13 protein-coding genes are annotated in these 12,294 nt (G+C 70.8%); 8 read left to right on the plus strand and 5 right to left on the minus strand.

The genetic code is table 11. From position 1 onward, the window contains the following. Positions 1-11 precede the first annotated feature (11 nt). Positions 12-2,156, minus strand: a complete 2,145-nt coding sequence (locus AB0M79_RS31475; protein WP_364220846.1) for a carboxypeptidase regulatory-like domain-containing protein — start codon at positions 2,154-2,156, stop codon at positions 12-14. A 127-nt stretch (positions 2,157-2,283) separates the two neighbouring features. Between AB0M79_RS31475 and AB0M79_RS31480 the strand changes: the two genes are divergently transcribed. The 5 genes from AB0M79_RS31480 (at position 2,284) to amcA (ending at position 7,073) form a co-directional block, all read left to right on the plus strand. Next, complete coding sequence (locus AB0M79_RS31480) at positions 2,284-2,637, plus strand: sterol carrier family protein (RefSeq protein WP_364220849.1); 354 nt, start codon at positions 2,284-2,286, stop codon at positions 2,635-2,637. A gap of 135 nt (positions 2,638-2,772) precedes the next feature. After that, on the plus strand, positions 2,773-4,353 hold the full coding sequence (gene purF / locus AB0M79_RS31485; RefSeq protein ID WP_364220852.1) for an amidophosphoribosyltransferase: 1,581 nt from the start codon (positions 2,773-2,775) through the stop codon (positions 4,351-4,353). Between the two features lie 110 nt (positions 4,354-4,463). Further along, positions 4,464-5,624 (plus strand): phosphoribosylformylglycinamidine cyclo-ligase, encoded by a 1,161-nt coding sequence (gene purM / locus AB0M79_RS31490; RefSeq protein ID WP_357542255.1) that lies wholly within the window; start codon positions 4,464-4,466, stop codon positions 5,622-5,624. A gap of 131 nt (positions 5,625-5,755) precedes the next feature. Then, positions 5,756-6,859, plus strand: coding sequence for a cyclophane-forming radical SAM peptide maturase AmcB (gene amcB / locus AB0M79_RS31495; RefSeq protein WP_364220976.1), 1,104 nt, complete (start codon positions 5,756-5,758; stop codon positions 6,857-6,859). Next, a complete protein-coding gene (gene amcA / locus AB0M79_RS31500; protein ID WP_364220855.1) occupies positions 6,828-7,073 on the plus strand; it encodes a multiple cyclophane-containing RiPP AmcA in 246 nt (81 codons plus the stop codon). Before amcB ends, amcA begins: the two co-directional genes overlap by 32 nt. Before the next feature lie 175 nt (positions 7,074-7,248). Here the strand turns inward: amcA and AB0M79_RS31505 are convergent, their stop codons facing one another. Together AB0M79_RS31505 and AB0M79_RS31510 are read right to left on the minus strand one after the other, a co-directional pair. Then, positions 7,249-7,461 carry a DUF3073 domain-containing protein gene (locus AB0M79_RS31505; protein WP_212824688.1) on the minus strand — a complete coding sequence of 71 codons (213 nt, stop codon included), beginning with the start codon at positions 7,459-7,461 and terminating at the stop codon, positions 7,249-7,251. Between the two features lie 234 nt (positions 7,462-7,695). Beyond that, complete coding sequence (locus tag AB0M79_RS31510) at positions 7,696-8,778, minus strand: Glu/Leu/Phe/Val dehydrogenase dimerization domain-containing protein (protein WP_357542261.1); 1,083 nt, start codon at positions 8,776-8,778, stop codon at positions 7,696-7,698. A gap of 183 nt (positions 8,779-8,961) precedes the next feature. Here AB0M79_RS31510 and AB0M79_RS31515 point away from each other — a divergent pair, with 183 nt between their 5' ends. Both AB0M79_RS31515 and AB0M79_RS31520 read left to right on the plus strand, forming a co-directional pair. Continuing rightward, a complete protein-coding gene (locus tag AB0M79_RS31515) occupies positions 8,962-9,801 on the plus strand; it encodes a hypothetical protein (protein WP_364220859.1) in 840 nt (279 codons plus the stop codon). Positions 9,802-10,069: 268 nt separating this feature from the next. Then, positions 10,070-10,279 (plus strand): BldC family transcriptional regulator, encoded by a 210-nt coding sequence (locus AB0M79_RS31520; protein ID WP_007073996.1) that lies wholly within the window; start codon positions 10,070-10,072, stop codon positions 10,277-10,279. A 108-nt stretch (positions 10,280-10,387) separates the two neighbouring features. On the opposite strand, the gene AB0M79_RS31525 is transcribed toward AB0M79_RS31520, so the two are convergent. Further along, complete coding sequence (locus tag AB0M79_RS31525; RefSeq protein WP_364220863.1) at positions 10,388-10,768, minus strand: PPOX class F420-dependent oxidoreductase; 381 nt, start codon at positions 10,766-10,768, stop codon at positions 10,388-10,390. A gap of 53 nt (positions 10,769-10,821) precedes the next feature. On the opposite strand from AB0M79_RS31525, the gene AB0M79_RS31530 reads away from it, so the two are divergent. Further along, positions 10,822-11,601 (plus strand): class I SAM-dependent methyltransferase, encoded by a 780-nt coding sequence (locus tag AB0M79_RS31530; protein WP_364220866.1) that lies wholly within the window; start codon positions 10,822-10,824, stop codon positions 11,599-11,601. Positions 11,602-11,643: 42 nt separating this feature from the next. Here the strand turns inward: AB0M79_RS31530 and AB0M79_RS31535 are convergent, their stop codons facing one another. Then, positions 11,644-12,288, minus strand: a complete 645-nt coding sequence (locus AB0M79_RS31535; protein WP_364220868.1) for a TetR family transcriptional regulator — start codon at positions 12,286-12,288, stop codon at positions 11,644-11,646. Positions 12,289-12,294: the final 6 nt, after the last annotated feature.

The raw sequence follows: 12,294 nt of genomic DNA on the forward strand, positions 1-12,294 counted from the left end.
AGGCGCCGGGCTCAGCCGTCCAGCCAGTCCAGCGAGCCACGATCCGGCCGGCCGGGCTGCTGCGGGCCGCCCCGCCGGGACTGGTCGCCCTGACCACCCCGGTCGGACGGGTAGTCGCCGGGCTGGTCGTAGCCGCCCCGGTCGTAGCCACCCCGCTGTTCCGGCGTTCGGTCGTATCCGCCACCGCGCTGGTCGTATCCACCGGGCTGCTGGTCGTAGCCGCCCCGGTCGTAACCGCCGCGCTGGTCGTAGCCGCCCCGGGGATCCTGGCCGCGCTGGTCGTAGCCGTCGCGGTCGTATCCACCGGTCTGCTCGTATCCGCCAGCCGCGCCGGAACGGTGGTCCTGCTGGCCGTAGCCGCCGCCGGTAGCGGGCGCGTCGTAGCGGTTCCCCCGCTCGTAGCCGCCGGTCGAGGGCTCGTAGCCACCGGTCGGCTGCTCGTGGTCGCCGCCACCCCGGCCGCCGTACTGCTGCCCGGACGGTTGCCGGTAGCCCTGGTCCTGGCCGCCGTAGCCACGGCCCTGCCCGTACGAGGAGGAATCCGAGTCGTACGGGTCGACGGCGGGGGCGTAGCCGCCCGCGACCGCGTTGCCGGTGTTGCCACCGGGCTCGTAGCGGCCGGTGGGCTCGTCGTAACGGTCGCCGTAGCCGCCGCCCGGCGCGGGCCGGTCCGCCGGGCTGCCGTAGTCGCGCCCGCCGTAACCGTCGCCCCGACCACCGCCCGCACCGTAGCCGGCACCCGAGCCGGGGGGGTCGCCGTAGCCGTAGCCGCTGCCGGAAGAGGGGGCATTGCCGTAGCCGGCACCCGATGCCGGGGCGGTCCCGTACCCGGCGCCCGAGGCCGGGGCGTTGCCGTAGCCCGCGCCGGAGGCCGGGGCGTTGCCGTAGCCGGCGCCCGAGGCGGGGGCGTTGCCGTAGCCGTAGCCTGCCTGGGTGGGCTGGCCGGCGTCGTAGTCGTTGCCCCAGCTCTGCTTGTCCTGGGCGGTTGGCAGCGGTGCGCCGTACGGGTCGGGGAACTCGTCGACGACCGGCCGGGCCTGAAGCATGGTCGGCTGGTCACCCAGTGCGGGGCGGCTGACCATGGTCGGGTCGGGTCCGGCGCCGGCCCGGGGCGTGATCCGCGTCGCGTCGTCCATCCCGCCGTATCCGCCGGCGGCAGCGGCGGCGGCGGCGGGACGGGCCGCCCGGCCCCCCCGCCCGGCCGCACCGTCCTCGGCGTCGTCGTCGGCCTCTTTGCGTCGTACGAGAAGCAGCACGATCGCGCCGACGCCCAGTGCGACGAGCAGGCCACCACCGAGGATCAGGGCCCACGAGCCGAAGCCGCCGGAACTGTCGTTGGCGGCCGGCTGGGTCGCTGCCCCGGGAGTGGGCTCGCCGCTTACCTCGCCCTCGCTCGGGGTCGGTTCGGCACTCGCCTCGTCGGACGGGCTGGCGCTGGGCGACGGCGACGGCTGGAGCGCGAGAGCGAGCCGCTGGTTGGTCACCGACTGGTTGGCCGCGCCGGTGATCGTGATGGTCTTGATCGCGCTGTCCTTGCTGGCACCGAGTTCGATGCTGCCCGGAGCGATCGGGTTCTGGGCCGTGCCGGCGAAGCGGAAGCGGCCGTTCTCGCCGGTGACGGTGTCGTAGCGGTTGTTCTGCGAGTCGGCGATCGCCACCGTCGCGCCGGCGACCGGGTTGCCGGTGGTCTGGTCGGTGACCGTGCCCGAGACCTCCCGGACCGTCGGCCGCGGCGGCGGCGCGGCCGCGGTGACCCGCAGCGAGAACGACGCGCTGTTCGAGTTCGAGGACGTCTGGACGGTGACGGTGACGTTGCTGTTGGCGGCAGCCGCGTTGGCGGCGGCCTTGAGCGTCAGCGGGTGGTTCTTGCGGCTCTCCGGCGTGACCGAAACCTCGCCACAGCCGGATGCGCAGTTCACGCCACTCGGTAGACCGGTCAGGCTTACGTTGACCGTGGTGTCCTCGGGCAGTTGGGTCGTGATCTGGACCGTGACGGAGGCGTCGCTGCCGGCCTGGAGGTTCACCGAACCGGGGGAAACGCCGACTTCGGGCGGGTCGGCCAGGGCCGGGGAGGCCGGTACGGTGATGAGGGCGCTGGTGGCCAGCGCCACGACCACACCCGCCCGCAGCATCCAGGCTCGTCGGTGTGTTGTCACGTCCACCGCCTTCCGGTCCGGCTCGCCCCGCACGAATACACCGTCGGCCACTATGCCTTGTCTGGCGGGATCAGCGCGACCCAGGGGCAGCATGATGTGCTCCGGCGAAAGGTCGTATCGTCCCGTCGTGTCCTCTGCGCACTTTAAGTCTGCCGCGGTGGCGGCGGCTCTGGCGGCCATCGAAGCCGGGCGACCGCTGGAGAAAGCGGTGCTCCGTGATGCCGTCCGTGCGCTGCTGTCCGAGCTTTCAAGATCCGCACCGGGCCGATCGGTGGAGGTGCGGGTCCCACCTTACGGCGCAGTTCAGTGCGGTGCGGGCCCCCGCCACACCCGGGGAACCCCACCGAACGTGGTCGAGACCGACCCGATCACCTGGGTCCGGCTGGCCACCGGTCGATTGGCGTGGTCCGATGCGACGGCGGACGGGAGTGTGCAGCTCAGCGGTAATCGAGCTGATATCTCCGGATACCTCCCGATCTGATCGGCGAGGCGACGCGAGGCATCGTAGCAGAACGGAGCTGATTCGTAGCCGTCTGTCATCACCGCTGGCTCGCGTACACTGTCTGGCGACGGTATCCCGGACACAGCTCACCAGAATTTCGAGAGGGAGCGGCAGGTGCCCCGAGGCGACGGCCGGTTGACTCAGGACCTCGACCCCCAAAAGCCCGGCCCGCAGGACGAGTGCGGAGTATTCGGGGTCTGGGCGCCGGGTGAGGAGATCGCCAAACTCACCTATTTCGGCCTTTATGCGCTGCAGCACCGCGGCCAGGAGGCGGCCGGCATGGCCGTCAGCGACGGCTCTGGGATCGTGGTCTACAAGGATCTCGGCCTGGTGGCCCAGGTGTTCGACGAGCCCACGCTGGCCAGCCTGCGCGGCCACCTTGCGATCGGACACACCCGCTACTCCACGACCGGCGGCTCCACCTGGGAAAACGCCCAGCCGACGATCCGGTCCAACGCCGCCGGCACCACGATCGCGCTGGCCCACAACGGCAATCTGGTCAACACCGCCCGGCTCGCCGTCGAGGCCGCCCAACGGGGCCTGGACTCCGACGGCTCGACCACCGACACCGCGCTGATGACGATGCTGCTGGCCAGCCGGCCGGACCTGTCGGTCGAGGCGGCCGCGCTGGAGGTGCTGCCGACCCTGCGTGGGGCTTTCAGCCTCGTCTTCATGGACGACAACACCCTCTACGCCGCCCGTGACCCGTACGGGGTCCGGCCGCTCGTGCTCGGCCGGATGGAGCGCGGCTGGGTGGTCGCCAGCGAGACCGCGGCGCTCGACATCGTGGGTGCGAGCGTGGTCCGCGAGGTCGAGCCCGGTGAGTTGATCGCGATCGACGAGCACGGCCTGCGGTCGGCCCGGTTCGCCGCCCCGGAGCCCAAGGGCTGCCTGTTCGAATACGTATACATCGCCCGGCCGGACACCACGATCGCCGGCCGCAACGTCTACTCCGCCCGGGTCGCGATCGGCCGTCAGTTGGCCAAGGAGCACCCGGTCGAGGCCGACCTGGTCATTCCGGTGCCCGAGTCGGGCACGCCTGCGGCGATCGGCTACGCCGAGGGTTCCGGCATCACCTACGGCGCCGGTCTGATGAAGAACCCGTACGTCGGGCGCACCTTCATCCAACCGTCCCAGACCCTGCGCCAGCTCGGTATCCGGCTGAAGCTCAACCCGCTGCGCGAAAACGTCCGGGGCAAGCGGGTGGTCGTGGTCGACGATTCGATCGTGCGGGGCAACACCCAGCGGGCCATCGTCCGGATGCTGCGCGAGGCAGGGGCGCTGGAGGTGCACGTACGCATCTCGTCGCCGCCGGTCAACTGGCCGTGCTTCTACGGCATCGACTTCGCCACGCGCGCCGAGCTGCTGGCCAACGGACTCGACAACGAGGGCATCCGGCGTTCGATCGGGGCCGACACGCTCGGCTACGTCTCGCTGTCCGGGCTGATCGCGGCGACCGAGCAGCCGAAGACCAGGCTGTGCCGGGCCTGCTTCGACGGTGAGTATCCGATCGAGCTGCCCGCGGGCAACCTGATCGGCAAGCACGTGCTCGAGGGTGTGGGCCGGCGGGTGTCCGGCGACGCCGGCCCGCGGCCGGGCACCGGAGCGCAACCCGAAGACCCCGGGACGGATCGTCCCGGCACACTGCCACTCGTCGCCGTGCCCGGCGGCGCTGAGGCACCGCAGCGTCCGTAGGACGTAGCCGGTCCGGTCAACTGCCGTCCGGGCCGGTGAGACACACAGTCGAGTGATCCTCGACAGGCACCCGACGCGGTTCGCCGCGAGAAGCACTGAGGGGAAGAACCGTGACGCACGTGACTGAGCGCGGCGGCGTAGAAAGCGGACCGAACGGTGGCGCCGACGGCGGCGACAAGCAGGTCTGGACCGCGGGAACCGGCCGCACCGGCCGCAAGCGCACCGTGACGTACGCGGACGCGGGGGTCTCGATCCACGCCGGGGACCGCGCCGTCGAGCTGCTGAAGTCGAAGGTCAAGCGCACGATGCGCCCCGAGGTGATGGGCGATCTCGGCGGGTTCGCTGGGCTCTTCCGGCTCAACACGCAGAAATACCAGAACCCGATCCTGGCGTCGTCGACCGACGGCGTCGGCACCAAGCTGGTCATCGCCCAGCAGCTCGACATCCACGACACCGTCGGCATCGACCTGGTCGCGATGGTCGTCGACGACCTGGTGGCCTGTGGGGCCGAGCCGCTGTTCCTGCTCGACTACATCGCCTGCGGCGAGGTCGTGCCGGACAAGGTGGCCGAGATCGGCGCGGGCATCGCCGACGGCTGCCGTTACGCGGGCTGCGCCCTGCTCGGTGGCGAGACCGCCGAGCACCCCGGGGTGCTGCGTCCCGACGAGTACGACGTGTCGGCGACCGGGGTCGGCGTGGTGGAGGAGAGTGAGATCCTCGGCCGGGACCGGGTCGAGGTCGGCGACGTGGTCATCGCCATGCGGTCGTCCGGTCTGCACTCCAACGGCTTCTCGCTGGTGCGCCACGTGCTGCTCGGGGCCGGGCGGATGCGGCTCGACACGGTGATCGACGACTTCGGCCCGCAGCGCACGCTGGGCGAGGAGCTTCTCACCCCGACCAAGATCTACGCGCAGGACTGCCTCAAGCTGATCGAGGAGTGCGAGGTGCGCGCCCTGGCCCACGTGACCGGCGGCGGCATTCCCGGCAACCTCGTACGCATCCTGCCCGAGCACGTCGACGCCGTGGTCAACCGGTCGACCTGGCGGCCGCAGCCGATCTTCGACCTGGTGCAGGCCAAGGGGCGCATCGAGGACCCGGAGATGGAGTCGACCTTCAACATGGGGATCGGCATGTTCGCCATCGTCTCGGCCGAGGACGCCGACCGGGCGCTGGCGCTGCTGGCCGGCCGTGGACTCGACGCATGGCAGGCCGGGGAGATCATCGAGGGCACCGGGACCGTGCAGATGATCGGTCACCACACCCGAGGCTGAGGCGATCATCGATCAATGGCCGGCTGGATAGCTGCCCAGGGGTTCACCTGGCCGGCCATCTCCACCTAGCCTGAGGTGCGCCTCAGGCGGGAGGAGGGATCTTGACCGGCCAACGGCAGGTGTTCACGGGGATGCGCGGCATCGCCACGGTTCCGACCTACGTGGTGATGCAGCCGACCACCCTGTGCAACCTCGACTGCGCCTACTGCTACCTGCCGTTCCGCGCCGACGACCGGAAGATGTCGCCGGCGGTCGCCGCCGCGGTCGCCGGCCCGGTCAACGAGTGGTCCCGCGATTCCCGGTTCTCCGTCGTCTGGCACGGCGGCGAGCCGCTCGCGGCCGGCCGCGAGCACCTCACGGAACTGCTGCGGCCGTTCGCCCCGGACGTCGAACACCATCTCCAGACCAACGCGACCCTGATCGACGACGCCTGGTGCGAGTTCTTCGCGGCCAACGACATCCGGGTCAGCGTGAGCGTCGACGGGCCACGGGCCCGCAACGCCGACCGGGTGACGCGGGGCGGCCGGCCGTCGTACGACCGGATCCGGCGCGGCATCGACGCGCTGCGCCGGCACGGCATCCCGTTCTCCGCGCTGTGTGTGGTCAACCGGCCCGCGCCGGGGCTGGCGACCGAACTGTACGACTACTTCCTCGACCTCGGCTGTGAGGTGCTCGGCATCAACATCGAGGAGACCGAGGGAGTGAATCTCCGTACGAACGATCATCCCGCGGCGGCGGTCCGTGCCTTCTGGGCCGAGCTGGTCGCCGCGTGGCGCCGCGATCCGCGGATCCACCTGCGCGAGGTCGAGTGGTCGCTGCGGTACGCGGCCGCGGTGCTCGACGGCACCGCCGACGCCGTCCTGCCGCGCCAGTTGGACCCGATTCCCACCATCGGGTACGACGGCTCGGTGGTGCTGCTCTCGCCCGAGCTGGCCGGGTTCTCCGACCCTCGCTACGGTGACTTCACCAGCGGAAACGTTCTGGCGACGCCGCTGCCGGAGATCCTGGCCACGGCGCACCGGCTCGGCTGGATCCGGGAGTTTCTCGACGGGGTGGAAGCCTGCCGGTCCAGTTGTCCCTATTTCGGGTTCTGCGGAGGCGCCCACGCTGCCAACCGTTTCTTCGAGCACGGGCGTTTCGACGGTACGCAGACCAACCACTGCCGCAACAGCAAGATCCGTCTACTGGAGGGAGTGTTGGACCATGCCCGAGACCACGAGCGTTCGGCAGCCTGATCACGTCGAGGACGAGGTTTTCGACCCGGTCGCCGAACGGGTGCACGGAACCCGGGCGGGACTCACCGCGCTGCTGCGCGAGGCGGAGGAGGCACGCGTCCGCCGTGCCGAGGTGACAGCACCGGGTGCTGCCGAGGGGTCCAGCGCGGTCTGTGCGTGGAACCACTTCGAGAACATCCCGACGTTCTACAACTGGAACAACCGGCCGCGCTGAGCTGGTTTGTCAGACACTTTCGGTGCAGCCGAACGAGGGCTTGTCACGGTCTGGGCGGGACGCCCACCGTGGCAAGCCCTCGATCACGTCGGAAACCGGGCTGGACGAAACCTGCTGTGCCCACGGACATACGTGAGCACGCGGGCGTTACCGCGTGCTCAGATGCGACCGGAGATCAGCGGGCCGGCGGCGACCAGTTACGGTCGTCGTCCGTGTCGTCCTCGTCATCGTCGTCGACATACTCTTTGTAGTCGTCGTCGAAGTCGCGGTCAGACTTCCCACTGCCCGCCAGTTCACGCTGCAGTGCAGTGAGGTCGGTGTTCGGGGAGTGGTACTTCAACTCCCGGGCCACCTTCGTCTGCTTGGCCTTAGCACGGCCGCGCCCCATGGCTCGACCCCCTCGCACAGAATTCGGGGCAGCCCGAAGGCGGGCCCCGATGACGTCAGGCATCTCTCGTGGCTCTTACGGTACATGGGGATGGCCAGGTTCGGCACCTCGGGTTACCTACCGGAGTCTCCGCGCGTCCTCGCAGATGGTCACGGTGCGCCTGATTTCGACCTGTAAGGAGCGGCATGGGAAGTCAGTCATGACCGGACGGGCTTCCGGCCGCTCCCACGACGGTCAGGACAGGTGGATCGTACGCAGCCTGCCAACCTCGGCCATCCGGCGCTCCGCGAGCCGGTCGGCGGCCGCCGCCGGCGGCACCCCCTCGGCGTCGGCCAGCCGGAGGATCTCCCGGGTGGTGTCGAAGATCCGGGTCGCCCGCAGTTTCGCCCGTTCGAAGTTGAACCCCTCGATCTCGTCGGCGACCTGGATCACTCCGCCCGCGTTCACCACGTAGTCCGGGGTGTAGAGGATGCCCCGGTCGGCGAGCAGCTTGTCGATCCCCGGGTGGGCGAGCTGGTTGTTCGCACCACCGGTGACCACCCTGGCCCGCAGGGTCGCCACGGTGTCGTCGTCGAGCGCACCGCCGAGCGCGCAGGGGGCGTACACGTCGATGTCGGCGGCGACCAGCGCCGCGGTGTCCGCGACCAGGTCGACCTGCGGGTACGTCTCGCGCGCCCAGCGCAGGGCGGATTCGCTGACGTCGGTCGCCACGACCGACGCGCCGTCGTCCAGGAGGTGGGCGGTCAGGTGCTTGCCGACCTTGCCCAGCCCGGCCACGCCGACCCGGCGGCCGGCCAGCGTCGGGCTGCCCCACACGTGCTCCGCGGCGGCCCGCATCCCCTGGAAGACACCCCAGGCGGTGAGGACCGACGAGTCGCCGGCGCCGCCGTGTTCGACACTGCGGCCGGTCACGAACCGGGTCTCGCGGGCGATCACGTCCATGTCGGCGACGTAGGTGCCGACGTCGCAGGCGGTGTAGTAGCGGCCGCCGAGCGACTGCACGAACCGACCGTACGCGCGCAGCAGCGCCTCGGACTTGTCCAGCTCGGGGTCGCCCCAGATGACGGCCTTGCCGCCGCCGAGGTCGAGGCCGGCGAGGGCGTTCTTGTACGCCATCCCGCGCGAGAGGTCGAGCACGTCGTTCAGTGCCGCGTCTTCGTTCGTATAGGGGTAGAAACGTGTGCCGCCCAGCGCGGGGCCGAGCGCGGTGGAGTAGATGCCGATGATCGCCTTGAGACCGGTGTGCCGATCCTGGCAGAAGACGACCTGCTCGTGCCCGGCCGGATCCTGGCCGCCGGTGCTGGTGAATACGCCCATGCTTGCTCCTGGTGACGGTGTGTGCCCTTGTGGGGCACGGACCTCGGGGTGGTGCCCGGCGGGGTGTTGCCGGTGCCGCCGAGCCTAGGCCCGGTCGGGAGGGCCCGCCAGGCGCCCTGGGCCATTCGAACCGATCGGTGGTGCTGTAAGCAGCGAAGTTCCGTTTCGTGGGAGGATCGCGCCGTGCCGTCGCTCTTCGCTTCGTATCTCCGGGTCTACGAGCCGCTGACCGCCTTCGATCGGGAGCGCCAGGTCTTCTGGCGCCGGTACGTCAGACAGGGGCGGGCGGTGGCGCCGCTGGACGGCCCGGTGCGACAGCGTACGGCGGTGATCGAGGCGCTCGGTGCCGGCTGGAGCAGGCTGCCCGACCTGCCCGAAGAGGCTTACGTGCTGGAGACCGACGACACCCTCCTGGTCTGCCCGTGGAACCTGCGGGTACGGGTGGCCGAGGCGGCGCTCAGTGCCCGGGACGGCGTCCCGTCGGTGCTGGCCGACGCGTTCGTCCCGCCGATCCTGGCCGGCCAGGCCAAGGCGGTGATCGACGACTGGCGCAGCGGTGCCCGGGTGCTGGAGCACGGGGTGCCCCGGGTGCACGAGCAGATCTCCACCTGGGGCGTGCCGCTGCGGTGGTTCGTCTTCGTCGACGCCGAGGAGCGGGAGTTGACGTTGCGGGCGGGCGGCCGGGCGCTGCGCTACCGCACCGAGATCTCGAAGGCTCGGCGGCGGGCGTCCCGGGGCCTGTCGGTGTTGCGCAAGTCGGTGGGCGACGCGCCGATCACCCAGGCGGTGGAGGAGGGGGCCCGGTGGCTGGAGGAGTTCCACCCGCGTTCGGTCGTCGAACTCGACTACGGCGGCCTCGTCGACCTGCTCGACGATGAGGCGCTGGAGGGTGACGACTCGCCCCAACTGGTGGCGGCCGGGCTCGCCGGGCTGTCCCGGGGCAACAGCGAGGCGGCCACGAAGGCTTACGAGACCCTGGTCGCGCGGTGGCGGGACGTCCAGCTCAGGGAGCGCCGCAACTAGTCCGAAAATGCCCCAATCGTCCGCGCTGAGAGCGCTCCCAAAGCGAGGATCGCTCGTAGTGGGTACGCTACCAACGGTGAGCAACTGTCCCAATAAGGCGGTTTCTGGTATATAAAATTTGGATAAATCGGTCATTGTTCGTCCGTCTATCCAGGGACCTTCGGCCGTTCGGCCCATGTCGGACATCGGGGACTAGCCGGACCATGGGATACGCGTCGGCCGGCGGGACCCCGGCCGATGTTCTTAGGTACCTGTGGAGGAGTGACCGATGGCGTCGCGTACGCATGAACCAGAGCCGCTACTCACACCGGCCGAGGTCGCGTCGATGTTCCGTGTCGACCCGAAGACCGTGACCCGGTGGGCGAAGGCGGGCAAGCTCAGCGCAATCCGCACGTTGGGCGGCCACCGTCGCTACCGCGAGTCGGAGGTTCGCGCCCTGCTGCAAGGCCAGATCCCCCAGCAACGCCAGGGCGACTGAAAAACTCGGTCGATCGATCGTCGGTAAGGGACGGAACCCGCACGGGGAAGATGCGGGTGCCGTCCCTTCTCCGTGTCGGATCACCGACCGGCCCCACGTCGCCAGCTCTCAGGGGACCAGCACGATCCGGATGCCGACCGTGCCGTGCGCGCCCCGGCGGATCCGGCTGCCGAGCATGACCAGCCGGCCGAAGACCCCGTACTTCTTCTTCAGCAGTCCACGCACCCGCTCGGTGCTGGCCGGGTCGATCAGACTCGCCCGCGCGGGCACCTGCGGGCCGTGTGGCTTCCCCCGGACGTCGCAGGCCGCGACGGTGGCCTCGCCGCTGCGCCGGATCCGCTTCACCTTGCCCGAGTCGGCGACCGTCCAGACGGCGAGGCTGTCGCCGTCCCGCACCGCCCACACCGGAGTCGCCACCGCCCGGCCGTCCTTGCGGAACGTGGTCAGCAGGACGTACTTCTCGTCGCCGAGGCTTTCGAGGTCGGTCACGACAGCAAGGGTACGTCCCATCGATCGCCCGTACCGTCGGTAGTGTCAAGCTGGTGAAGGGTGAGCCGACGATCGGCGACGCGTTCGGCGAAGTCGTCCGGGACGCGCTGGCGGTGGCCACCGGCATCGGGCCGCGCCCGCTGGTCGGCGGGCGGCTGCCCCGCCCCGTCATCGAGATCATCGAGCGCGACGACGGCCTGATCAGCGGCGCGCCGGCCGCCCACTACCTGGCCGGACCGGACGAGTGGCAGCCGTACGACCACCGGGCGGTCGACCGGGTCCACGGCGAGACGCTCGACATCGGGGTCGGCGCCGGCCGGATCGCCCTGCGGTTACAGGACCGCGGCGTCGCGGTCACCGGCCTGGACGTCTCCGCGGGGGCGCTGGCGGTGTGCCGGAAGCGGGGCGTACGCAGCCTGGTGCACGGCACCGTCGACCGGCACGCCTCGGACGGCCGCCGCTACGACACGTTCCTGCTGCTCGGCAACAACCTGGGCCTGCTGGAGGGGCGCGAACGGGCACCGGGGTTCCTCGCCGCGCTGGCGGCGATGGCCCGGCCCGGCGCGCAGGTGATCGCCCACGGCACGAATCCGTACGGCACCAGCGACCCGGTGCACACCTCCTACCACGAGGCCAACCGGGCCCGGGGCCGGCTGGGCGGGCAGTTGCGGCTGCGGGTGCGCTACCGGGAACTGAGCACGCCCTGGTTCGACTACCTGGTCTGCACCCCCGACGAGTTGGCCGGGATCGTGCACGGCACCGCGTGGCGGCTGGTCGACGTCGACACCACCGACGCCCCGTACTACCTGGCCACGCTGCGGTTGGGGAACTGAACCGGCGGCCGGCCGGCAGGTGCTGACAGGGCCGACAGGCGGTCAGCGTGGCGGTGGGGTGGCCGGGATGCCGGCGGTCAGGGCCGCGAACGCGGCCCGGCGGATTCTGGACGCCGGTCCGACCGGTCCGGCGTCGGTCGGCTCCGGCTCGGCGAGCCCGGCGCACAGCGCGACGTCCCACGAGGTGACGGCCGCCCCCGCCACCAGCAGCGGGTACGGATGGTGCGGTGGCAGGCCGGTGCGTTCGGCGACGAAGTCGACGACCACCTGCCGCAGGTCGTTCATCAGGGTGAGGTACATGCCGATCAGCGACGGCTGCTCGTCCATCAGCCGGATCCGCCGGGTGATCTGGCGCTGCTCGGCGGCGTCCAGGTCGAGGGCGTCGAGCACCACCGCGACGGCCTCCAGCGGCGGCTGGTCGACCGCGGTCGCGGCGAGTTCGGTACGCAGCCGGGCCAGCCGCTGGTGGGCGACGTCGCCGAAGAGCACGTGCTGCTTGGACGAGAAGTAACGGAAGAAGGTGCGTACGGCGACCCCGGCCGCCTCGGCGATCTCCTCGACCGTGGTCTGCTCGTAGCCCTTCGCCGCGAACAGGGCGAGGGCCGCCTCCTCCAGCGCCGTACGGGTCTCCTGTTTACGCCGCTCGCGACGGCTCGGCGGCAGGCCGGAGCCGGGAGACGTCGTCATGTCCAC

The organism is Polymorphospora sp. NPDC051019, assembly GCF_040683055.1.
Lineage (GTDB): Bacteria > Actinomycetota > Actinomycetes > Mycobacteriales > Micromonosporaceae > Polymorphospora > Polymorphospora lycopeni.

What these genes read in the sequence shown, in the direction of transcription:
- amcB (WP_364220976.1), top strand. Translation starts at nt 5,756, where the DNA reads ATGCGCGGCATCGCCACGGTTCCGACCTACGTGGTGATGCAGCCGACC.
- amcA (WP_364220855.1), top strand. Translation starts at nt 6,828, where the DNA reads ATGCCCGAGACCACGAGCGTTCGGCAGCCTGATCACGTCGAGGACGAG.
- AB0M79_RS31505 (WP_212824688.1), bottom strand. Translation starts at nt 7,461, where the DNA reads ATGGGGCGCGGCCGTGCTAAGGCCAAGCAGACGAAGGTGGCCCGGGAG.
- AB0M79_RS31510 (WP_357542261.1), bottom strand. Translation starts at nt 8,778, where the DNA reads ATGGGCGTATTCACCAGCACCGGCGGCCAGGATCCGGCCGGGCACGAG.
- AB0M79_RS31520 (WP_007073996.1), top strand. Translation starts at nt 10,070, where the DNA reads ATGGCGTCGCGTACGCATGAACCAGAGCCGCTACTCACACCGGCCGAG.
- AB0M79_RS31535 (WP_364220868.1), bottom strand. Translation starts at nt 12,288, where the DNA reads ATGACGACGTCTCCCGGCTCCGGCCTGCCGCCGAGCCGTCGCGAGCGG.